At 37.5% G+C, this 23,082-nt stretch carries 25 protein-coding genes and 1 pseudogene; 22 read left to right on the forward strand and 4 right to left on the reverse strand.

Annotation, left to right across the window (positions count from 1 at the left end; all coding sequences use genetic code 11):
* Positions 1–140: 140 nt before the first annotated feature.
* Positions 141–290, reverse strand: coding sequence for an aspartyl-phosphate phosphatase Spo0E family protein (locus MHI02_RS02255; protein WP_084824027.1), 150 nt, complete (start codon positions 288–290; stop codon positions 141–143).
* Between the two features lie 182 nt (positions 291–472).
* On the opposite strand from MHI02_RS02255, the gene sigW reads away from it, so the two are divergent.
* The 6 genes from sigW (at position 473) to glmS (ending at position 7,846) form a co-directional block, all read left to right on the forward strand.
* Positions 473–1,036 carry an RNA polymerase sigma factor SigW gene (gene sigW, locus MHI02_RS02260; protein ID WP_047184421.1) on the forward strand — a complete coding sequence of 188 codons (564 nt, stop codon included), beginning with the start codon at positions 473–475 and terminating at the stop codon, positions 1,034–1,036.
* A 13-nt stretch (positions 1,037–1,049) separates the two neighbouring features.
* Positions 1,050–1,691: an anti-sigma factor family protein gene (locus tag MHI02_RS02265; RefSeq protein ID WP_047184420.1), complete on the forward strand. Its 642-nt coding sequence runs from the start codon at positions 1,050–1,052 to the stop codon at positions 1,689–1,691.
* A gap of 399 nt (positions 1,692–2,090) precedes the next feature.
* Positions 2,091–2,912 (forward strand): diadenylate cyclase CdaA, encoded by an 822-nt coding sequence (gene cdaA / locus MHI02_RS02270; protein WP_047184419.1) that lies wholly within the window; start codon positions 2,091–2,093, stop codon positions 2,910–2,912.
* Complete coding sequence (locus MHI02_RS02275; protein WP_047184418.1) at positions 2,905–4,131, forward strand: CdaR family protein; 1,227 nt, start codon at positions 2,905–2,907, stop codon at positions 4,129–4,131. The genes cdaA and MHI02_RS02275 overlap by 8 nt, the downstream gene beginning before the upstream one ends.
* 53 nt (positions 4,132–4,184) lie before the next feature.
* A complete protein-coding gene (glmM, locus tag MHI02_RS02280) occupies positions 4,185–5,528 on the forward strand; it encodes a phosphoglucosamine mutase (RefSeq protein ID WP_047184417.1) in 1,344 nt (447 codons plus the stop codon).
* Between the two features lie 515 nt (positions 5,529–6,043).
* The gene (gene glmS, locus MHI02_RS02285) at positions 6,044–7,846 is read left to right on the forward strand and encodes a glutamine--fructose-6-phosphate transaminase (isomerizing) (protein WP_341165614.1); all 1,803 of its coding nucleotides are present in this window, start codon (positions 6,044–6,046) and stop codon (positions 7,844–7,846) included.
* Between the two features lie 179 nt (positions 7,847–8,025).
* Here glmS and MHI02_RS02290 read toward each other — a convergent pair whose 3' ends face one another.
* The gene (locus MHI02_RS02290; RefSeq protein ID WP_047184415.1) at positions 8,026–8,241 is read right to left on the reverse strand and encodes a hypothetical protein; all 216 of its coding nucleotides are present in this window, start codon (positions 8,239–8,241) and stop codon (positions 8,026–8,028) included.
* A 209-nt stretch (positions 8,242–8,450) separates the two neighbouring features.
* On the opposite strand from MHI02_RS02290, the gene MHI02_RS02295 reads away from it, so the two are divergent.
* The 14 genes and pseudogenes from MHI02_RS02295 to ltrA all read left to right on the forward strand — a co-directional run bounded on the left by MHI02_RS02295 (position 8,451) and on the right by ltrA (position 19,767).
* The gene (locus MHI02_RS02295) at positions 8,451–8,894 is read left to right on the forward strand and encodes a hypothetical protein (RefSeq protein ID WP_052771660.1); all 444 of its coding nucleotides are present in this window, start codon (positions 8,451–8,453) and stop codon (positions 8,892–8,894) included.
* Between the two features lie 19 nt (positions 8,895–8,913).
* Positions 8,914–9,000: pseudogene (locus tag MHI02_RS02300) on the forward strand (hypothetical protein); the annotation flags it as partial.
* A 6-nt stretch (positions 9,001–9,006) separates the two neighbouring features.
* On the forward strand, positions 9,007–9,558 hold the full coding sequence (locus MHI02_RS02305) for a beta-ketoacyl-[acyl-carrier-protein] synthase family protein (protein WP_244987024.1): 552 nt from the start codon (positions 9,007–9,009) through the stop codon (positions 9,556–9,558).
* Positions 9,559–9,588: 30 nt separating this feature from the next.
* On the forward strand, positions 9,589–11,325 hold the full coding sequence (locus tag MHI02_RS02310) for a class I adenylate-forming enzyme family protein (protein ID WP_341165615.1): 1,737 nt from the start codon (positions 9,589–9,591) through the stop codon (positions 11,323–11,325).
* 271 nt (positions 11,326–11,596) lie between these two features.
* Entirely contained in the window at positions 11,597–11,920 is a 324-nt protein-coding gene (locus MHI02_RS02315) for an ArsR/SmtB family transcription factor (protein WP_047184414.1), read from the forward strand.
* 87 nt (positions 11,921–12,007) lie between these two features.
* Positions 12,008–12,946 carry a cation diffusion facilitator family transporter gene (locus tag MHI02_RS02320; protein ID WP_257457347.1) on the forward strand — a complete coding sequence of 313 codons (939 nt, stop codon included), beginning with the start codon at positions 12,008–12,010 and terminating at the stop codon, positions 12,944–12,946.
* 254 nt (positions 12,947–13,200) lie between these two features.
* A complete protein-coding gene (locus MHI02_RS18515; protein WP_420874594.1) occupies positions 13,201–13,347 on the forward strand; it encodes a hypothetical protein in 147 nt (48 codons plus the stop codon).
* 76 nt (positions 13,348–13,423) lie between these two features.
* Positions 13,424–13,555, forward strand: coding sequence for a cation transporter (locus tag MHI02_RS02325; protein WP_204798662.1), 132 nt, complete (start codon positions 13,424–13,426; stop codon positions 13,553–13,555).
* 104 nt (positions 13,556–13,659) lie between these two features.
* A complete protein-coding gene (locus tag MHI02_RS02330) occupies positions 13,660–13,836 on the forward strand; it encodes a hypothetical protein (RefSeq protein WP_204798655.1) in 177 nt (58 codons plus the stop codon).
* Positions 13,826–14,449 carry a YdhK family protein gene (locus MHI02_RS02335; RefSeq protein WP_341165616.1) on the forward strand — a complete coding sequence of 208 codons (624 nt, stop codon included), beginning with the start codon at positions 13,826–13,828 and terminating at the stop codon, positions 14,447–14,449. Before MHI02_RS02330 ends, MHI02_RS02335 begins: the two co-directional genes overlap by 11 nt.
* A gap of 521 nt (positions 14,450–14,970) precedes the next feature.
* Positions 14,971–15,273, forward strand: coding sequence for a metal-sensing transcriptional repressor (locus MHI02_RS02340; protein ID WP_047184410.1), 303 nt, complete (start codon positions 14,971–14,973; stop codon positions 15,271–15,273).
* 13 nt (positions 15,274–15,286) lie between these two features.
* Entirely contained in the window at positions 15,287–17,671 is a 2,385-nt protein-coding gene (locus tag MHI02_RS02345; RefSeq protein WP_047184409.1) for a heavy metal translocating P-type ATPase, read from the forward strand.
* Between the two features lie 33 nt (positions 17,672–17,704).
* Positions 17,705–17,911 (forward strand): copper chaperone CopZ, encoded by a 207-nt coding sequence (copZ, locus tag MHI02_RS02350; RefSeq protein ID WP_047184408.1) that lies wholly within the window; start codon positions 17,705–17,707, stop codon positions 17,909–17,911.
* A gap of 596 nt (positions 17,912–18,507) precedes the next feature.
* Positions 18,508–19,767: a group II intron reverse transcriptase/maturase gene (gene ltrA / locus MHI02_RS02355; RefSeq protein ID WP_047183676.1), complete on the forward strand. Its 1,260-nt coding sequence runs from the start codon at positions 18,508–18,510 to the stop codon at positions 19,765–19,767.
* A gap of 534 nt (positions 19,768–20,301) precedes the next feature.
* Here the strand turns inward: ltrA and MHI02_RS02360 are convergent.
* Positions 20,302–20,811, reverse strand: a complete 510-nt coding sequence (locus tag MHI02_RS02360; protein ID WP_060668900.1) for a hypothetical protein — start codon at positions 20,809–20,811, stop codon at positions 20,302–20,304.
* A gap of 129 nt (positions 20,812–20,940) precedes the next feature.
* The gene (locus MHI02_RS02365) at positions 20,941–21,294 is read right to left on the reverse strand and encodes a hypothetical protein (RefSeq protein WP_060668901.1); all 354 of its coding nucleotides are present in this window, start codon (positions 21,292–21,294) and stop codon (positions 20,941–20,943) included.
* Between the two features lie 491 nt (positions 21,295–21,785).
* Between MHI02_RS02365 and MHI02_RS02370 the strand changes: the two genes are divergently transcribed.
* Both MHI02_RS02370 and MHI02_RS02375 read left to right on the forward strand, forming a co-directional pair.
* On the forward strand, positions 21,786–22,616 hold the full coding sequence (locus MHI02_RS02370) for a DUF3100 domain-containing protein (RefSeq protein ID WP_341165617.1): 831 nt from the start codon (positions 21,786–21,788) through the stop codon (positions 22,614–22,616).
* A 3-nt stretch (positions 22,617–22,619) separates the two neighbouring features.
* Positions 22,620–23,072 (forward strand): hypothetical protein, encoded by a 453-nt coding sequence (locus tag MHI02_RS02375; RefSeq protein WP_047184405.1) that lies wholly within the window; start codon positions 22,620–22,622, stop codon positions 23,070–23,072.
* Positions 23,073–23,082 lie beyond the last annotated feature (10 nt).

Consider the following 23,082-nt stretch of genomic DNA (forward strand, 5'->3'; position numbering starts at 1 on the left):
TCTAAAACAATCCAGTTACGATAGGCGCCATTTTATTTTTAAACAACCTCGGTCCTTTTCAACCTTCTTTTTGAACACGCACTTTAATATATAAAAATTGTATGCTTTTAGTTATGATAGTAAGTTCTTGGTGAGAAGCATTATATAAGTTTTTGATATAGATTAATTAATTCATCAAGCTTCATACTAGAAGAAACAACAGCCTCGGAAGTGAAATCATGATTATTACTTAATAAAATCATTTCTTTTCGACATTTTTCAATTTTTTCTAATAAAATATATTTTGTCACCAAAACTTACCTCCTATCTAGTATACTATATTATGAAAATACCCCAATAAAAGCAAACTTAAACTAAGTGAAACTATGACATTTTTTTGTGTCTATATTAAATAATTATTTTATTAAAAAAGGAAACCTTATGTATAACCTGTTCGTAATATAAATACCGCAAAATAAGCGGAGGTACGTTAATGGAACAATTAATTAGAGAAAAAATTAAACGAGTTAAAAAAGGTGATCAAGCAGCATATAGCATGATAGTTGATTTCTACCAGGATAGAATCTATCAACATTGCTTTAGAATGCTTGGTAACAAACATGAGGCGGAAGACATCGCTCAAGAGGCATTTATTCGCGCTTATATTAATATTGATTCATTTGATGAAAACAGGAAATTTTCAACATGGTTATATAGAATAGCTACTAATTTAACGATTGATCGAATCAGAAAGCGTAAACCAGATTATTACCTTGATGCAGAAATTAAAGGGGCAGAAGGTTTGACGATGTATTCCCAGCTTTCTTCTAATGATCCTCTACCAAGTGAAGAAGTAGAAAGTTCAGAATTAAACCATTATATTCATCAAGAGATTTCTGAATTACCACCGAAGTATCGTAGTATTATAATTCTTCGTTACTTAGAAGAGTTTTCCCTTCAAGAGATTGCAAGTATTTTGGATATTCCAATTGGAACGGTTAAGACTAGGATTCACCGAGGAAGGGAAGCTTTGAGAAAAAGGCTTCGTCACGTGTAAAGGAGTGTAACCTATGGAGATTCATAAGGAAAAGATTATACTTATGCACCAGTATTTAGATGGAGAAATAGATAAAATAAAAGAAATGGAACTATTTACTCATATTGAAAAGTGTGAGGCTTGTAGAAATCACTTCGAAGAGTTAACACAAAGTATTAGTATGATACAAAGTGCGGAAAATATTCAGGCGCCATCTGGATTTACGAATAATGTTATGCGTAAACTACCTAAAGAAAAGAAACGTATTAAATACAAACGATGGTTTCAAACACATCCTATTTTAACAGCTGCAGCAATTTTCTTTATTTTAATGCTTAGCGGTGTATTTTCACAATGGAATCAAGATAACGAATTAGTCGTATCTAAACAGGAAGACCTCATTGTTCAGGGTGATACTGTGATTGTGCCAGAAGATGTTGTCGTAGATGAAGACCTAGTTATTCAAAATGGGGACTTGTTAGTGATGGGTGTTGTTGATGGGGATGTAACAATCATTAATGGAAAGTTAATTAATGAAAAACCAATAAATGGGAAGCTAATGGCTTCTGCGGGCGAAGTTAATGGAGAGCTACAAATTGTAGATAGAGTTTTTGAATGGTTGTGGTTTCAAGTAAAGACCTTATTTAAAAATGTTTTTGCCTTTTCAGCAGGATAAGAAAGAATTAGTTCTTTTATCCTGCATGACTGCCAACTAAAGGCATTTGCCCAGATTAATAGCGAATTCCAGTTTTTCTAATAGTGCTGTTCAAGGAGGAAGTGTCATTTTGCCTGGACTTTTGAACAACCTCTAATAATTAGATAGATGAATCGTTTTAAAATTCACATATTGCTTTCTATCTATAGGTATATTTTGTTATAATAACAGCATGTTTAAAAAATAAATTGTTAATTTTACTAAACTTTTTTGGCAGGTAGGAAAGGATAGAAATCTTTCCAGTCTGGGGCTTCGATTACTCGCCCCATCGTGAAGATTTGCATAAGTGCAACTACGGCATTCGCTAAAGCCAAAGCGAATGCTAAGTTTTCTAATAAAGTGAAAAAGGATGTGTGCCGCATGCTTGATGGGGGATTGGATTTTCTCGATCTACTTAGATTAGGCGTAGATATTACTCTCGTCTGGTATGTATTATATAAATTAATGATGTTAATACGGGGTACGAAAGCAATCCAACTCTTAAAGGGGATAGCTGTCGTATTACTTGTATGGGCGATAAGTAATGTCTTTAATTTACAAACATTACAATGGCTGACAAACCAGGCAATTATTTGGGGTTTTCTTGCAATTATTATACTCTTTCAACCCGAACTTAGAAGGGCTTTAGAACAATTAGGAAGAGGTAATTTGTTTTCCAGAAGTTCAAAATCAGAGGAAGAGATTATTGCTAAAAATATAGAATCTATCGTTGAATCTTGTAAATATATGGCGAAACGAAGAATAGGTGCTTTGATAACGATAGAAGGCGAGACTGGAATTGGTGAATATATGGAAACCGGAATTTTGGTAGGTGGTAATTTAACACACCAATTATTAACCAATATTTTCACACCAAACACCCCTTTACATGATGGTGCAGTAATTATTAAAGATGGGAAAGTTATGTCAGCTGCATGTTATCTTCCGTTATCCGAAAGTCCATTTATCTCAAAAGAGTTAGGAACTAGGCACCGTGCCGCTATGGGGATAAGTGAGGTAACAGATGCTTTAACTGTTGTGGTATCAGAAGAAACAGGTGCCATTTCATGTACAAAAAATGGTGAATTGCATAGAGATATTAATGAAGAAACATTAAAACAAATGCTTAATGCCCATCTGTCATACATTGAAGAAGCCTCCAAAAAGAAGATTAAGAATCGGAGGGAAGATGTAAATGGATAATTGGTTTAAAAGCAAATGGTTTGTTCGTTTAGTTTCATTGTCCTTTGCTGTCATATTATACATCTTTGTAAATACTACCGTTAATTCTACCCATACGGATTCTGCTGTTTCAAAGAGTAATACAGAAACCCAAACGCTAGATGATGTTCCTGTAGAAATTAGGATGGATAATGACAATTATGTTGTAAGTGGTGTACCAGAATTTGTGACGGTATCTTTAGAAGGCCCACCAAATTATTTACGTCCTATTGTTTTACAACGAAACTTTGAAGTATTTGTTGATTTGGAAGGATTGGAAGAAGGAGAACATACTGTAGAAATTCAACATGATGTTTCCAATCAATTAAAAATGACTATTGAGCCAAGTGAAATTGATGTTTATATTGAAGAAAAGGCAGAGAAGAATTTTGAGGTCTCCGTAGACTTTGTTAATCAAGACAAATTACCAGCTGGTTATGAACTTGGTGACTATACGATTAATCCTTCAGAAGTAACAATAACAAGTTCGCGTAATATTATTGAACGTATTGGAGTAGTGAAAGTATTTGTCGATGTTGCTGGAGTTAAAGAGCCTATAGAAAACCAAGAACTTCCTGTAAATATATATGACGTACAGGGTAACGTTCTTAATGCTAATGTTACTCCAGAGAAGGTTAAAGTATCGACGGAAGTAAATCATCCAAGTAAAAAGGTGAAATTAGATATTAAAACAAAAGGTGAACTACCTGAAGGATATTCACTAATTTCATTGAAGCCCAAAATAGAAGAAGTGGAAGTTTTTGCAACAAGTGATATACTTGCAGGCATGGAGTCTATTTCCACAGAAGAGATTGACCTGTCCCAAATTAAAGAGACAGGGGTAATTAAGGTCGGACTTGCTTTACCCGAAGGTGTAGTTGTTCCCGGAAAGGATACAATTGAAGTAGGTGTAGAGCTAGAACAAACAAAAACATTAGAGGATGTTCCTGTTCATGTTGATGGAATAGATGGACAAGCTGTAGAATTTTTAAAACCTAAAGATAAAAAGATGGACGTCACGTTAGTAGGAAATGAAGCAGAAGTTGGTGGAATTACGAAGGACGATATTCGATTATATGCTAATGGATCTGGTTTAAACAAAGGGCAGCATAATTTGCCGGTGGAAATAGAGATGAAGGCTAAATCTGATGATATTTCTATTTCGACCGAACTGGAACAAATTCAGGTTGATATTGAATAGTCTGGTTACAACCCCTATTAACACCTGAATTGGAAATAAAGGAGAGGTAAGACATGGGAAAATATTTTGGGACAGATGGGGTAAGAGGTATAGCAAATAAAGAGCTTACTCCAGAATTAGCTTTTAAATTAGGCCGCGCTGGTGGCTATGTACTTACACAGCAAACTGAAAAACCGAAAGTAGTAATAGGTCGTGACACAAGAATTTCCGGTACCATGTTAGAAAATGCGCTAATTTCTGGACTTCTTTCCATTGGAGCGGAAGTGATGAGGCTAGGGGTTATCTCAACCCCGGGAGTAGCTTATCTAACTAAAGCGTTAAGCGCACATGCAGGAGTCATGATTTCCGCATCTCATAATCCTGTTGAAGATAACGGAATTAAGTTCTTTGGCCCAGATGGGTTTAAACTAAGTGACGAGCAAGAAGATCAAATTGAAGAAATTATTGATGGAGAGGATAAACTTCCTCGTCCAATAGGAGGAGATATTGGGGTAATCAATGATTACTTCGAAGGTGGTCAAAAATATCTATCCTTCTTAAAAGATACGATTGATAATGACTTTGAAGGAATAACCATTGCAGTTGATTGTGCTCATGGTGCAACTTCTAGCCTTGCAACACACTTATTTGCAGATCTAGAGGCAGAAATCTATTCTATCGGCTCTAGTCCAAACGGTTTAAACATTAACGATGGAGTGGGGTCTACACACCCTGAGAAGCTTCAAGAATTTGTCCAGGAAAAAGGCGCTGACATTGGCTTAGCTTTTGATGGTGATGGTGATCGTTTAATAGCTGTAGATGAAAAAGGAAATATTGTAGATGGCGACCAAATTATGTATATTTGTAGTAAATTTTTAAATGAACGCGGCCTTTTACGCCATAATACAGTCGTTTCAACCGTTATGAGTAATATCGGATTTTATAAAGCTCTTGATGAAAATGGAATTAAAAGTAGTAAAACTGCTGTGGGAGACCGTTATGTCATGGAAGAAATGCGTAAAGGCGGTTATAATCTTGGCGGAGAACAGTCTGGTCATATCATTTTCCTAAATTACATAACAACAGGTGACGGAATGCTTTCTGCCCTTCAGCTTGTAAATGTAATGAAAGAAACTGGAAAAGCCTTATCAGAGCTTGCGGCAGAAATGACAATTTATCCTCAGGTTTTGAAAAATGTGAAAGTAACCAATAAGGAAGAAGCATTGAACAACTCACAAATTCTTAAAGAAGTAGAAGCAGTGGAGCACGAATTAGGTGAAAACGGCCGTGTTCTTGTACGTCCATCTGGAACAGAACCATTAATCCGTGTCATGGTAGAAGCTTCAACGGAAGAAGAATGTGAAAAATACGTAGACCGTATTGTAAAAATAGTAGAGGATTTATTTGGTCTTAAATAAAATAAGAAAACTGCTCCAAGAAAAGCTGGAGCAGTTTTTTTATTTTATCTGATAAAACATTATATAGAAAATCAAAATTACCTAACATGTTCACAAGAAAGACATATTATACATAAATTAATATGATCTACTCGAAGCTTTTTATTGACCGAAGGCGTTTTCATTGGGTAGAATAAATTAAGTCTAAAGCTGATTTAATATAGAATATGTTTTAGGCTTATTTCTATATGGAAAGGAGCATAGTAGTTACTTTATTTTAAAGCGCCAGGACTATTTTCCGGACGACAGGGGAAAATAGTTGACGAGGTGGAGGTTATCGAAGTTTCGGCGGATGCCTCCCGATTGCACATCTCAATCGTTTAGCTTTGTTCCAAAAACAATAAGGCGACTTATTGCACAAAGGAATGATGCAAGATGACTATGAAAAAAATACGAGAAAGGGGCAGAAAAGCGCCCCAAGGATTAATATTAATAAGTATAACGTTTGTCTGCCCCTATCATAGGAGGACAATGAAATGTGCGGAATTGTAGGTTATATAGGAAATAATGATTCAAAGAATGTTTTATTACACGGATTAGAAAAATTAGAATATCGTGGCTATGACTCAGCAGGTATTGCTGTTTTGAATGAAGAGGGCGTTCATCTTACGAAAGTTAAAGGTCGTATTGCTAAATTGAAAGAAAGTGTGGATGAATCCGTACAAGCAACGATGGGGATTGGTCATACTCGTTGGGCAACACATGGAATCCCTAGTATAACAAATGCACATCCACATCAAAGTACATCAGGTAAATTCACAATTGTACACAATGGTGTAATTGAAAATTATCAAGACTTAAAGAGAGAATATTTAAGTGATGTTACATTCCTAAGTGAAACAGATACAGAAGTTATCGTTCAATTAATCGATAAATTTTATCAAGAACACCAAGACACTCTTACAGCTTTTCGTAAAGCGATGGAACTTTTAAAAGGTTCTTATGCAATCGGAATGATTGATGTGGATGATACGGAAACACTATATGTTTCTAAAAATAAGAGTCCATTATTGATCGGTTTAGGTGATGGATTTAATGTCATTGCAAGTGATGCAATGGCTACACTTAAGGAAACCAATCAATATCTTGAAATTAATGATAAAGAAATTGTATTAGTTACACGTAATCATGTGCAAATTCAAAAACTAGATGGTACAGTTGTAGAACGTGAACCGTATACGGCACAAATTGATGCAAGTGATATAGAAAAGGGAACTTACCCACACTATATGTTAAAAGAAATTGATGAACAGCCAATTGTTATTCGGAATATTATTAAGGAATATCAAGATGAAAATAACGAACTAAAACTTAATAATGATATTCGTAATGCAATGAAGAAAGCAGATCGAATTTATATTATAGCAGCAGGAACGAGCTATCATGCAGGATTAGTTGGTAAGGAGCTATTGGAAAAACTAGCTAACATACCAACCGAGGTCCATGTTGCAAGTGAATTCTCTTATAATACGCCATTGCTTTCCGAAAAACCTTTATTTATTTTCCTCTCACAAAGTGGTGAGACAGCAGATAGCCGTGCTGTATTAGTAAAAATTAAAGAACTAGGATACCCAGCACTAACGATTACAAATGTGCCAGGTTCCACCCTTTCTCGTGAAGCTGATTATACACTACAGCTATATGCTGGCCCAGAAATTGCTGTTGCTTCAACTAAAGCATATACTGCTCAAATTGCTGTACTTGCTATTTTGGCAACAGACACAGCAGCTGTTAAAGGAAAAGATATAGAAATAGATTTGATTAAAGAGTTAGCAATTGTTTCTAGTGCGATGGAAGTTCTAACAGATGAGAAAGAGGAAATTGAACGTTTAGCTGCAGAGTATTTACCAACAACTCGCAATGCCTTTTTCATCGGAAGAAGCGGAGATTATAATGTTTCTTTAGAAGGTGCACTTAAATTAAAAGAAATCTCCTACATTCAGGCGGAAGGCTTTGCTGGTGGAGAGCTTAAACATGGAACCATTGCTTTAATTGAAGAGGGAACTCCAGTTATTGCAGTTACCACGCATGAAAATGTAAACTATTCTATTCGTGGTAATGTTCAAGAAGTAGTAGCTCGTGGTGCGAATGTTTTAATAGTTAGTATGAAAGGTTTAGAAGAAGACACGGATGCTTTTGTCTTACCAAAGGTTCATGAACTTCTAACCCCATTGGTTAGCATCGTGCCTTTACAATTATTGGCATACTACGCAGCATTACATCGTGACTGTGATGTTGATAAGCCGAGAAACCTTGCGAAAAGTGTAACAGTAGAATAAATTAATTTTAGAGGATACTTGTGGTTGTCCCTATAAAAAATTAACGTTCCTTAAATAAAATTAATGTTCCCAATCCGAGGGTCTTTCCGGTGTTTTCCCGGCAGACCTTTGGATTTTTTTACGCAAAATTCGTTGGGGGCCCAATCATAATCCAATATCAATTTGCTTTTCAATTGAATTTACGATATTTCATTCTTCAATAATTGCCTAATAGATAAACTTGTTTCTTCTAAATATTCCTCTGATGATTTGCTGCTATTCTCTTTCCAATCTAATGAAGCTCCGTAAATCATCCAACTTAATATAGTTGCAAGCACCCTTAACTTATCATCACTTTGATTTTGATATTTTTTTGCTAGTGAATGCAAGATGATTTGTTCAAGCTCCTTTTTCATTATGGCTTCATACTGGTACATATCCCCGAGACTAAAGAACCGTTTTAGGAAAAGTACCATACTATTGCTGGGAATGATTGGATGTGTTTTGTATAATTTTTATGGACTACATTACAGCAACAATCCAAACCTTATGGAGGTAACGCTGCGTGAAATATAAATTTGCAATCATTGTGATACTTACAACGCTGATTTTAGGAGGATGCAATATGAGTAATGGAAAAGAGTCCCTCTCCCCTTCTGAGATGGATCCGAATGATTTACCTAATGTGCCGGCATTTCAAGATGAATACACAAGAGAATATATGCAGTCTACTGACCAAGTTAAAAGTGGCTACTACCCATTGATTTCAAAGACAAATGGTTTCACTCTTCATTTCCCTGAAGATATGGTTATTGATGATACAAGTAACGCACAGCCAGACGAACTATATGAATCCCTCATATTCCATTATGAAGACAATGATATAGCAGCGATGGATGAATTCACCATTCACTATATCAGCCCTGTATCTGACATTGAATGGAGTAAAGATTATATGAACAGAAGAGCCGGCCAGGAACTAAATTTCGAAAAACTAGAAGCGGATTATGAGAATCAGTACATTGAAATAACAGAAATTAAACTATATTCTTGCTGGAGGGGTAGATAGCCTTTGGTCCAATGTATTTCTGTCTGGGTTAGGAGATGCAGGGGCACTAGCAACGAAAGGGCCGGAAGACTTTTCGACATGGTCTCGTCCGTTCGATAAAGAGCGGACAGGAATGGTAATGGGAAAAGGGGCAGGTTTGTTTGTCCTAGAACCATTAGAACGTGCCAAGGCAAGAGGGGCGCATATTTATGCAATACTAAAAGGTTACGGGGCTTCCAATGATGCTTATCATGATACGTCACCAGACCCTGAAGGAACCAGTGCCGCATTGGCAATTGAGCGAGCGCTTCGTTCGTCAGGATTAACTCCTACTGATATTGATTATATTAATGCACATGCGACGTCAACACCAGCTGGAGATATTGCAGAAACGAAGGCATTAAGACTTATCTTCGGGGAAAAGCTTGATGAAATACCTGTCAGCTCCATTAAAGGAAGTGTAGGTCATTTACTTGGTGCAGCGGGAGCTATTGAGAGTATTGCGTGCATAAGAGCACTAGAAACAGGGATACTTCCTGCAACACTTCATTCTAATATTCGTGATGAACAAGCACCGTTAGATATCATTCCAAATAAGAGCCGCAAGCAGCGTATTACAACAGCGATGAGTAATTCATTTGGCTTTGGTGGTCAAAATGGAATTCTTATTTGGCAAGCTCCTTAATGAATGAAATGATGAATGGAGAGATAGAAGATGCTAGAAACTTGTTTAAGTGTAGAGCAAAGAAGAGAGGCTTTAAAATCGGCTTATCCTAAATGGGAGAAACGGACAATTGCAGCCCACTTTGAGAGGCAATGTCAGCATTATCGGGATTATCCGCTGATTATGATGCCAGAATATACGGTGACATACGAAGAGATTTGGAAAAGGTCACGACGTTATGCCAAAGCAATGATTCATCTAGGTGTACAGCCGGATGATCATGTCGCTATCTTAATGGAAAATGATCCAGATTACATCGCCTTATTTATTGCTTCTTCGATGATTGGAGCTATTGTTGTTCCGTTGAATACACAGCTCCAAAAGGAAGAGTTGACCTATATGCTTCGTCAATCGGATACAAACTGGCTTTTCTTACATCAAGTTGCGAATAAGCAAGAACATGCGGAATCATTAAAAAGCGTAATTGCAACCCTCCAGGGGGATGCGGAAAGTCCTTTTAAACAGGCTGTTTGTATTCCAATGAAGAAGGAAGAAGCTCCAGCAATTTACCAAGATTGGAGTCATTTTGTAAAGGGAGCCGAAGCGGTAGAGAATGCGGTTGTTGATCAACGTATGCAGGAAACAAATGATCCCGATTCCTGTGCTGCGATTATTTATACGTCAGGATCTACTGGCTTACCAAAAGGTGTGATGCTTACTGATGATATGATGCTGCGTTCCGGATTCGCGACTTGTTGTACAAGAGCTTATGAGACAGGAAGGCGAATTTATGCACCGTTGCCGATGTATCATGTTTATTTTCTACAAGAAGGTTTATTTGCAGCCTCCTTTTTAGGTGGAGGGATGGTTACCTGTCAAGCCTTTCAGCCACTGCAATCATTGGAATTGATGGAAAAATACAAAGTTCATGATTTTCTGGCGGTTCCTTCGATGCTGGTAGCTTTATTGAATCGACCAGAAATTAAAAATACTAAACTGAATCATCTCTATGCGTTGTTATGTTGTGCCGCTCCATCACCAGTTCCTCTTTGGAAACGTGCAGTAGAAGAGCTGGAAGTGACAGAGATTGGTACAGGCTGTGGAGGAACAGAAGCATCCTCTACAACAATGCTGACAGAAATCGGTGATCCTTTAGAAATTATATCGACAACTGTTGGAAAGGTGAAAACAGCAGGAGTGGCTGGGGATCCAGATTTTGGAGATAAAAGTGTAACATACAAGGTCATTGATCCAGATTCTGGGGAAACCTTACCAAGCGGCTCCGTTGGTGAGTTAGCAGTTCGAGGCAACGTTGTAACAAAAGGCTATTATAAAAAACCAGAGGAAACAGCTTTTGCTATTGATGAAGAAGGCTATATTCGTAGCGGTGATTTGGGAACCATTGATGAGAATGGCTATATCCGGTTATTAGGAAGAAGTAAAGACCTCTACAAGGTATCTGGAGAAACCGTAGCTCCAAAAGAGGTAGAGGACGTTATATCAATGCATCCTGCTGTCAATCAAGTATATATTGTTGGTGTACCGGATAAGTTAACAACAGAAACTGGTGCAGCGTTCATTGAATTAAAAGAAGGGGAAAGCTGCTCGAAGCAAGAAATCAGAAACCTGTGCCGGGAACGTGTAGCCCGTTTTAAAATACCGAGACATATTTGGTTTGTGGAGGCCTCCGAATGGCCACTGACGGGAACCGGGAAAATTCAAAAGTTTAAATTACAGGCGATTGCAGAAGAAAGATTGAAAAAAGTAAAACAGACTGGAACAAAATAAACTTGTTTCAGTCTGGGTTCGAATAATAATCGAATATAGAAACGTATCTAAAGACTTCGTGGCTATAGTTAATACACAACAAGCAATAAAACGTCTTGATTTTATTATGTATGGCCGCGTTAATATAATGAAATTACCCAACCTGGATTTTTTGAGACTTTAACTGTATATCATTGTACCATAAATGTATATATGTTAATATATTCATATAAGGATAATCAATTTATAATTATATTCTGTATGAGATGATGCAAGGGGGTTAGGGAATAAAATGGAGGAATTTGGAAATGAAAATGGTCTTACTCAAGATTTAGATAGCGAAACAATATTTATCGTATCACAAACTTTTAAAGCATTAGGGGATCCTACAAGAATCCGAATTCTTAATTTACTTTTTAAAAAGGAATGTTCTGTAAACGAAATTGCAGATACTTTAGATATCCGACAATCTACCGTATCTCATCAATTACGGTTTTTGAAGAACTTACGGCTTGTGAAATACCGCCGCGAAGGAACAACACTTTACTATTCCCACGATGATGCTCACGTTATGCTTATTTTGCAACAAATGATAGACCACGCTTGTCACAGTTAGTTTTGACATTTATATAATTAAGTAAGTGGCAAGCGATGTAAAATATATTGTTATATGCATATATATAAATATAAGGGGGGACTTATAATGGGACATGACCATGGACATGATCATACACATGGCGCAAATAAAAAAGTGCTATTAATATCATTTTTAATCATTACCGTTTATATGATTGTGGAAGCGATAGGGGGCTACTTAACAAATAGTCTTGCCCTTTTAGCAGATGCTGGTCACATGCTAAGTGACGCTATTTCATTAGGGATTGCATTAATTGCGTTTAAATTAGGAGAAAAGGTAGCGAGTAAAAGTAAGACATTTGGCTACAAGCGATTTGAGATTTTAGCTTCTGTATTAAATGGTGTGACGTTAATTGCTATTGCTTTGTTTATTTTCTATGAAGCAATTGGGCGCTTCGCAAATCCGCCTGAAGTCGCAACAACAGGAATGTTAACTATCAGTATCATTGGCCTAGCTGTTAATGTTCTTGTTGCGTGGATTATGGTACGTGGCGCAGATGTAGAGGAAAACTTAAACATGCGTGGGGCTTATTTACATGTAATAAGCGATATGCTTGGATCTGTCGGAGCGATTATTGCTGCACTGCTTATCATGTTCTTCGGCTGGGGTTGGGCGGATCCACTTGCGAGTGTCATTGTCGCCATTCTTGTATTAAGAAGTGGTTACCATGTGTCTAAAGCAGCGATTCATGTTCTCATGGAAGGAACACCAGAAAATGTTGATGTTAATGATGTTATTCAAACCATTGAAGAAGTAAACGGGATTCAGAGCATTCATGATTTACATGTTTGGACAATTACTAGTGGACTAAATGCACTTTCCTGCCATGCTGTGGTCGATGATCAGCTAACGATTGCAGAAAGTGAGAATGTGTTACGCAAGATTGAACACGACCTTGAACATTTAGGGATTATGCATGTAACGATTCAACTAGAGACAGAGGCGCATAAACATGACAACTCAATTCTTTGCAAAATAAAAAACGAACCGTCACATCATCACTAAGAATCATGGTTAAATGTAAAAGGATGATTGCTAAAGTGGCAAACAATTATTGAATACCCCATATCCCCCCTCAAGCTTCTTAGGAACAAAGAAGGTAGGTGGGAGATCAACTGCCTGTAAAGGTCCGATAAGAGCGACTAACCATCAGTGGTGGATGAAGGAAAGCCTAATTTCTCGTTATTTTAGCTTGAAATTAGGCTTTTTTTATGCTGTATTTCTTTAAAGTCGTGACTACTGTTTCATGACAGAATCAAATGTCTGCCCTACAATCTGCATCGCATTCCGTTTACCGGTTACTGTTGGAAATTCACATTAACACATATGTTATAGAACGGTTAGAGAAATGGAATCTAGAAAACATTTCAGAATTAGTGATAACTATCTCGAGGATAATGAAATAAATTTTTCATTTGACAATACCCGATGGGGGTATGTTAACATTAAGGCAAATAAAAAAGGAGGTAATGCAAATAGCAAATAAAACACGGTGTAGAAAGCGTAAAAGTTCATTTGCAAGATGGGAAAGTAGACGTAACCTTTGATCCAAAAAAGGTGGACTTGAAAGATATTACAGAAGTTATTGAAGAACAAGGCTACGATGTTGCATAAGTAGGGTGGTCGAGCTTCTGTAGCATATTCTCTTTTTTAAAAAAATATACCCTTGACCGGTATGTGAATAATAATGGACCTGAGCTTTTTTAGGTATTTTGTGTATGCTGTTGGTTATCCTAGTTTATGGAATAATTACTGGGAATAATCCACTTCAAAGTGGGGAATTAGAAGTAAATAACCAACATGAATATTCAGAAGTTCAAAAGGAGGAAGTCTTAGAATCTGATCGCTGTAACATTAAATTCACTCGAGTGGAGGATAGGGATAATGAAAAATAAAAAACTATTAATTGGATTTTTTTCTTTAATGCTAGCTTTTGTTTTAACGGCTTGTGCAGGAAATGATGAAACGACACCTAAAGATAATAAAGGTACAGAAAGTGAGTCGAATGAAAACATGGATTTGAATGAAGAAGCTTCTGATTCCGCGGAAGAGGGAATGGATCACTTAGAGATGAATCATTCAAGTTCAGGTGAAGTTCCGGAAGATTTAAAAGTTGCAGAGAACGCAACTTATCCAGTTGGAAGTGAAGCCGTTATGCATGCAAATCACATGAAAGGAATGGATGGTGCCACAGCAACCATTACAGGTGCATTTGAGACAACGGTTTATGCTGTTTCCTACACCCCAACAACTGGTGGAGAGCCTGTAGAGAACCATAAATGGGTTATTCATGAAGAAATTGAAAATGCTGGAGAAAAACCATTTGAAGTTGGCGATGAAGTGGTATTAAATGCGGATCATATGGAAGGAATGGATGGCGGAAAAGCTACGATTGACTCAGCAGAACCAACAACCATTTACATGGTGAGCTACACGGATACAGAGACTGGTAAGGAAGTGGAAAATCATAAATGGGTAACGGAGGCAGAACTTTCACCGGTAGAATAAATTAAGCTAAGGGATGTTTGTACTCGCACAACGCGTGATGGACCTTTTAGTATTGTTCAGCGGCGTTCTGTGAGTAGATATATCCCTCTAAAAAATTATACCCTACAATTGCTGCCTATTCACAAATGGGTAAAAAAAGAGAGATATTTTTTTAATTCTGGAAGAGGGTCGGCAAGGATCATTTTATAAGTTAATATAAAGTTCTTTAAGTAGTTGAGTGCTGATATTTCGAGCACGCGTCCCGATTTCCGAGCATGAGTACTGATATCCTGGTGCTTTACTGGCACTTCTGTTTACTCGCTCACCTCAACAGAGAAAATGAATCGTCTAAAGTGATATAAATACAACTCATATTTACTTGTATAGTTAATAAGAATGTGGATAATTTTAAGAACGTACAGTAAAAGAAGCCTCAGGATTTTATTCAACGGGCCTGGTCTTAATATTTCCAAGGTATTTTTATTGACAAATATACCATATGGGGGTATAGTATAAGTATAAAAGAAAAGGAAGTGATTCATTTGGAAAAATTCTTACATGATCATCCAAGTAAACCAAGATCACAAGATGAAAAACAAAAAGTTATTAATCGTTTAAAACGAATAGAAGGTCAAGTTCGTGGAATACAGAAAATGGTGGAAGATGATCGCTATTGTATGGATATTTTAGTACAAATAAGTGCCATTCAATCCGCCTTAAAAAATGTAGGTTTCGCTGTCACTGAACGACATATCAACCATTGTGTTAGTGATGCGATCAAACAAGGGGAAGGTAAAGAAGCCATTGATGAATTGATGGGAGTATTAAAACAGTTTTCTAAGTAAGGGGGGATCTATGATGAGTGAAACAAATCATGCAACACTTGGGGTAACAGGAATGACTTGTGCTGCATGTTCCAACCGGATTGAAAAAACTTTAAATAAAATGAACGGTGTGGATGCCCAGGTTAATTTAACGACAGAAAAGGCAACTGTAGAATATGATCCTGATAAAACATCTATAGAAGATATTACGAAGAAAATCGAAAATGTCGGCTATGGTGTTTTAATGGAAAATGCTGAATTAGATGTGTTTGGAATGACCTGTGCAGCTTGTTCGAACCGAATTGAAAAGGTATTGAATAAGCAAGAAGGAGTAAAGCACGCAACGGTTAACTTAACAACAGAAACTGCATCGATTGAATATAATCCAGGGCTCACAGATGTCAAAGCATTGATTGAAAAAATCAAAAATGTGGGTTATGATGCGAAGCCTAAAGCGGAAGCAGCTGAAAAGCAAACGCATAAAGAAAAGGAACTAAAGCATCAGAAAACGAAATTAATCATTTCAGCCGTATTAGCTGCACCGCTATTAGTAACCATGTTGGTTCATTTATTTAATATGACCATACCAGATATATTCATGAATCCGTGGTTCCAATTTGCTTTAGCAACATCTGTTCAATTTATCATCGGTTGGCAATTTTATGTTGGTGCCTATAAGAACCTTCGTAATGGTGGAGCCAACATGGATGTGCTTGTTGCACTAGGTACGAGTGCTGCTTATTTCTATAGTTTATACGAAGCATTCAAAACCATTGGCAACCCTGAATATATGCCGCATTTATACTTTGAAACGAGTGCTGTATTAATTACGTTAATTTTATTTGGTAAATATTTGGAAGCAAGAGCAAAAAGCCAGACAACGAATGCACTATCTTCTTTACTTAATTTACAAGCAAAAGAGGCACGCGTTATAAGAAATGGCGAGGAAATCATGATTCCAGTGGATGAAGTGGTCGTTGGTGATCGACTAGTTGTAAAACCAGGAGAAAAGATACCTGTAGACGGTATAGTTGTAAAGGGAAGAACATCTGTGGATGAGTCAATGATTACAGGGGAGTCCATTCCGATTGAAAAAGAAGTAGACGCTGGCTTAATCGGTTCAACGATAAACAAAAATGGTTCGATTGAAATGGAAGCTACAAAAGTTGGGAAAGATACTGCCCTGGCATCCATTGTTAAAGTTGTGGAAGAAGCTCAAGGATCTAAAGCACCGATTCAACGATTGGCTGATGTCATTTCAGGCTATTTCGTACCAATCGTTGTAGGGATTGCCATTCTTACATTTATCGTATGGATAGCCTTTGTCCAACCTGGTCAATTTGAATCTGCCTTAGTTGCAGCAATTGCTGTACTTGTTATTGCCTGTCCATGTGCGTTAGGTTTAGCAACACCAACTTCCATCATGGTAGGGACAGGAAGGGCTGCGGAGAGTGGCATCTTGTTTAAAGGTGGAGAACATTTAGAAAGAACGCATCAGTTAAATGCCATTGTTCTAGATAAAACAGGAACCATTACAAAAGGGAAACCCGAAGTAACGGACTTTACTGGTGATGAGGAAACACTACAATTGTTAGCTAGTGCGGAAAAAGGATCAGAACACCCACTTGCAGGGGCTATCGTGGCATATGCAACAGAGAAGAATATGGACTTTGTAGAAGTGGATGAATTTGATGCGATACCTGGCCATGGTATTGAAGCTAAGATTTCTGGAAAACAAGTTCTCGTTGGAAATCGAAAACTAATGAATGATTACCAAATTGATATGAAAGGTAATGAAGAGGAATTAGTTGAATTTGAAACGAATGGTAAAACAGCAATGTTGATAGCCATTGATGGGAAATATCGTGGTATTGTTGCGGTTGCTGATACCATTAAAGAAACAGCACCACAAGCAATTAGAGAGTTAAAGGAACAAGGTTTAGAAGTTATCATGTTAACAGGGGATAACGAAAGAACAGCTCAAGCAATTGCAAAACAAGTAGGAATCGATCAAGTGATTGCCGGGGTGTTACCTGAAGAAAAAGCAGATAAGGTCAAAGAAATTCAAGATAAGGGTAAAAAGGTAGCAATGGTTGGTGACGGTGTGAACGATGCACCTGCACTAGTGACTGCAGATATCGGAATTGCCATTGGAACTGGTACAGAAGTGGCTATAGAAGCTGCTGACTTGACGATTCTTGGTGGAGAATTGTTACTCATACCGAAAGCTATTAGAATCAGTCATGCAACCATTCGAAATATCCGTCAAAACCTTTTCTGGGCTTTCGGATACAATACAGCAGGAATCCCGGTTGCAGCAATTGGACTACTTGCCCCATGGATTGCTGGTGCAGCCATGGCATTAAGTTCCGTAAGTGTTGTTTCTAACTCCCTTCGCTTAAAACGTGTGAAATTATAAGGCGGAACTCCCTTTTAAAGGAGGTGAAAAGTAATGGAAAAAACATTAAATGTGCAAGGTATGACATGTGGTCATTGCAAAATGTCTGTTGAAGGTGCATTAAAAAAATTAGATGGCGTATCAGCAGCTGAAGTTAATTTAGAAGCTGGCAAAGTAGATGTTACTTTTGACGAATCAAAAGTAAATGTGGATGCCATGAAAGAAGCTATTGAAGAACAAGGCTATGATGTTGAAGCCTAAATATAAGAAGGAACAGCTGGTTTTCTGTTTGGAAAATCAGCTGTTTTTGTGCGCCCGGCATGGGTGCAATCTCTAGGGTGAAAGTCCCGAGCCGTGAAGACAGAAGTAGCGGTTAGCTCAACGCAAGGGTGTCCGTGGTGACGCGGAATCTGAAGGAAGCGGGCGGCAAACTTCCGGTCTGAGGAACACAAACTTCATATAAGGCTAGGTATCATTGGATGAGTTTGCAAAACAAAACAAAGTCCTTTCTGTCGAAGGTGATACAGAGTAAATGAAGCAGATAGGTGGAAGGAAAGATTGCATCCTTACCCGGGGAGGTCTGTTAGAAATGCGCAACACATTGCGTAACCGAACATGCGAATGTTCGCTGAACTATCAGAAATCAGCAGAAGCCATAGTACTAGATACTTCTAGAATATCTAGGAAGGGCTGAATCATTTAAGGAGAATTGCCACTTTACGTACGCAACACTTAATGAAGCAGAAACATTTATTCCTTCCTAATGGAGGAAACGGTGAATCCGTGGGGGACATTAGAAGGGCTGAAAGTAGTTGCCACACAAGAAGGACGGACAATTCACGTAGGAGTTAGATACCATGTTGGAGAGAATACTATCACGGGAAAACTTAATACAAGCGCTAACACGCGTAGAAGGAAATAAAGGAAGTCACGGTGTAGATGAAATGCCCGTACAAAACCTACGAGCGCATATCTTGGAACACTGGACTACCATTCGAGGACAACTCGAAAAGGGAACCTACTATCCTCAACCCGTTCGTCGTGTCGAAATCCCGAAACCAAACGGCGGGAAGAGGAAGTTGGGGATTCCTACTGTGATGGACCGATTCCTCCAACAAGCAATTGCACAAGTCCTAACAGATATTTATGACCCAACATTCTCTCAACATAGCTATGGATTTCGTCCTAAAAGGCGAGGTCATGACGCTGTAAGAGAAGCAAGAAACTATATTAAACAAGGATATCGTTGGGTCGTCGACATGGATTTAGAGAAATTCTTTGATAAAGTTAATCACGATAGATTAATGCGTACATTGAGCCAAAGGATTAATGATTCCAGAGTGCTTAAACTAATTCGCAGATATCTACAAGCAGGTGTAATGGAGGACGGGATAGTGCGTCCAAACACAGAAGGAGCGCCGCAAGGTGGCCCATTAAGTCCACTACTTTCAAATATTGTCCTAGATGAGTTAGACAAGGAACTGGAGAAAAGAGGACTTCATTTCGTCCGCTATGCGGACGATTGTAATATCTATGTACGCTCCAAAAGAGCCGGTTTGCGAGTGATGAAAAGTATTACTAAATTCATCGAAGGAAAACTTAAATTAAAAGTAAATGAACAGAAAAGTGCAGTAGACCGTCCATGGAAACGCAAATTCCTTGGCTTTTCTTTCACTGTCCATAAGGAAAAACCGAAGATTCGGGTTTCTAAAGAAAGTGTCCAACGTTTCAAACAACGTATTAGAGAACTAACTTCTAGAAGGAAGTCTATGAACATGAAGGATAGGATTGAGAAGTTAAATCGATACCTAGTGGGCTGGCTTGGTTATTATCAACTGGCAGATACACCTTCTATATTTAAAGGTCTAGATAGCTGGATTCGAAGAAGGCTGCGAATGATACGTTGGAAGGAGTGGAAGAAAGTCAAAACAAAGTATAAGAACTTAATGAAACAAGGAATCAATAAGGGAAAAGCGTGGGAATGGGCAAACACAAGGAAAGCCTATTGGCGAATAGCCAATAGCCCAATCTTGCATAAAGCCCTTGGTGACCGATACTGGTCAAACCAAGGGCTGAAGAGTCTATATTATCGATATCAAACATTACGTTGGACTTAAATGAAACCGCCGTATACGGAACCGTACGTACGGTGGTGTGAGAGGTCGGAGGTTAGTCGCCTCCTCCTACTCGATTTAAAAGTTATAAATTAGGTCCCTCAAAATAGAAAATACAACAAGGTTTTATTAAGTTAAATACTAACTATCTTCTTTTTTCTCATTATCAGGAAATAAAATTACTGGAGAATAAGGTGATCTCGGGTCATCTTTTAGATTAATAAAATAGTTATTGTGAAAAGACAAAACATAGGTGTGTAACTCTCTAAATCATTGATAAAAGACAAACAACTATAAACGAAAAGGTTTTGTGGTTGTGAAAACAGTTTTTTGTAGTTATGTTATCCCTTAATCCTTGCTGCAATGAAAAATTTTTATTCATCATTTATTCCCATCTAGTTTTATTGTCTGGTAACAAAGAAAAGGATAGATTTAAGCAGAAAAAACTCCTGTTCATCTATCCTTTTTTGCACAACATATATCCTCATCTACTAAATCATCAGTTAGCCCAACAACAGCTAAATTAGAAACGGCAGTTTAACGATACAGTATATCCCTTAGGGTTTCTCCATCGTAATAACGGTCAATTTTTAATCCATCTTCGGTATCTAAAATAGTCATTTCACCTTCTATTTTTACTTTATCTGCCTCATTTCCTTCTGAATCAGTAAATACCAAAGTAAATGAATGATTATAATCGTACGATTCACTTTCTGATTGGTCTTGTTCATTTTTTTCAAACTTAATGTTTTCTAAAGAAATAGTATTATCTTTTTTGCTTGCTACCTCTTGTGGTATTAAAAAAAACCTTTTGTCTGCTAGGTCTTTAAATTCCTTTTCTGTGAAATAAGTTGAGAATTTATTTTGATGATCAATTAGTTGTTCCTCGTTCATTTCCTCCAAATCAACATTTGAATCTTCAACATTATAGAATTCCTTCAAAAACTCCTCTCCAATCTCTACCGATGTGTCTTCTTTGCTTTCACAAGCACTAATCAAAAATAAAATAGAGACGGAACAACACAGTAAAACAAACAATTTTCGCATAAAAACATCCTTTCCCTGGAAAACATAGCTGGATTTTGTTCCTAATCGTAATTTGTTTATTTAATTAACTCAAGTTTCGAAGTTTATGCGTGTTTTCTAACTCCGAAACTTGAGTTATTAAGTTAAATACTAACTATCTTCTTCTTTCTCATTATCAGGAAATAAAATTACTGGAGAATAAGGTGCTTTCGGGTCATCTTTAAGATTAATAAAATAATTATTGTGATTTATCTCTCCAAATTGTTCTGTATAGGGCATTTCTAACGAGTTAAAGGTATCCTCACTTTCTACAACACCAACGTAAAGTTGAAACCCTTCATCATCAGAAGGGAAAAAGTCTCCCATAGATTTACCATTCGATAAAGCTATATCTATTAGCTTACGGAGCTCTAATAGTGCCTTTCTATTCCCTACTATAAAAGATTCTTGATGATGACTATGCTGAGCGTAAACATGTAAGTACTTTTGGTAGTTCCAGGACATTGATTATACTCTCCTTTATTAAATTTTCTGTATTTAAAAGTTCCCCATTCTGATACAAACATAAGTTCTTTTGTTACTCCGTTGATTCAATCAAACTATATCCCGATTTTATGGATAATGCTATAGTTATTTTAAGAAGGGGTATGCGGAAGTAATTGGTAAGGAAAGTACCTATTCACGTGATCGTCTAAAAAATTATATAGAATATGTTACAAAACTAGTTTTTATTCCTACCTCCCACAATATTCTAATAATTCCATATTGACTTAAAATAGAGCTTTATCTATAATTAAGGACATTACCGAAAATGTATTATGAAACCGATTCCAATAGGTTGGGGACACTATCATATAGTCTTATAGTTATAAGAATTTCACTTGTAGTGAAATTCTTATTCTCACTACGGTCAAACATATGGGACGGTGAGGCCTATTATTGGAATCATGGGGTTAATTTTCATCAGCAAATGATGATAGGGGGGGAAAGGAAAAGTGGAAGAAAAGCAGCCTAAACTTTGGAAAGATTGGCGTTTGCATCTTATTGTGCTTATATTGGTTTTATTAGCGGAGGGGATTGGGACTCACGAGATCTCATTGGGACCAGGAGTTATTTTGCTATTACCCATGCTCTATGCCGTGGTTTTTGGTCTAGTGCTCTATTTCACACCTGTTGTAAAAGAAAGAATGTCGATAAATGCCGATTCTATTGTATTTTTGTCGGCAAGTTTATTGTGTACGAAATTTAGTTTCGCGATTGGCCCGGGGATTGAGGAAATTATTAAGGCCGGACCAGCTTTATTACTACAGGAACTTGGCAACTTTGGCACGATATTTCTAGCTCTTCCAGTAGCGATTGCAATCGGAATGAAAAGAGAGAGCATTGGAATGACCCATTCTTTAGGGAGAGAAGGAAATTTAGCATTGATCACAGATAAATATGGTTTCAATTCCCCGGAAGGACGGGGTGTAATGGCCATGTATATCTATGGAACCTTATTTGGAGCTATGTTCCTGGGCTTAATTTCCGGGTTGTTAGTCTCTCTTACACCGATTCATCCGTTGGCATTTGCAATGGCGTCAGGGGTCGGAAGCGCGAGCATGATGGCTGCTGCCAGTGGTCCGCTGGTTACTATGTTTCCTGATATGAAGGAAAGTATCGTGGCTTTTGCTGCAGCGAGCAACGTTATTTCTGCTTCAACAGGATTATTTGTAAGTATTTTTTTCGCACTTCCATTGACAGAAAAACTTTATGAGATACTTTCGAAATTTAAAGGTGACAAGGCAAAACAGGATGCCGAACCAAAGGCTAAAATAGGGGGATGACACATGTTAAAAAGTATTCAGGAATGGACTTTTGTTTTGACGATTATTGGTATCATTGCAATATTGGGCAATTGGGTTGGCTATCATGTCATGCCGCTAACGGCAGCTCCCGGAATGATTATTATCATTCTCGTTTGTGTAGCTGGATTGGTCATCCAAAAAGTTTTGCCGTTAAATTTACCTGCCATTGTTTATATCTCTGTGATTGGGATGGTTCTTTCTTTGCCGGTAACACCTGGATCAGGGTATTTAATTAAATGGACGGAGGAAGTAAACTTACTTGCCTTAACAACACCAATCCTGGCTTATGCGGGGATTGCTGTCGGGCGTTCATGGGCCGATTTTGCAAAATTGGGTTGGCGGAGTATTGTTGTTGGAACATGTGTTTTATTGGGTACATTTCTTGGTTCCGCGATTATAGCCGAGATTGTATTGCGTATACAAGGAGTTATTTAACATAGAAGGT

Source organism: Oceanobacillus sp. FSL K6-0118 (assembly GCF_038006665.1).
Taxonomy (GTDB): domain Bacteria; phylum Bacillota; class Bacilli; order Bacillales; family Amphibacillaceae; genus Oceanobacillus; species Oceanobacillus caeni.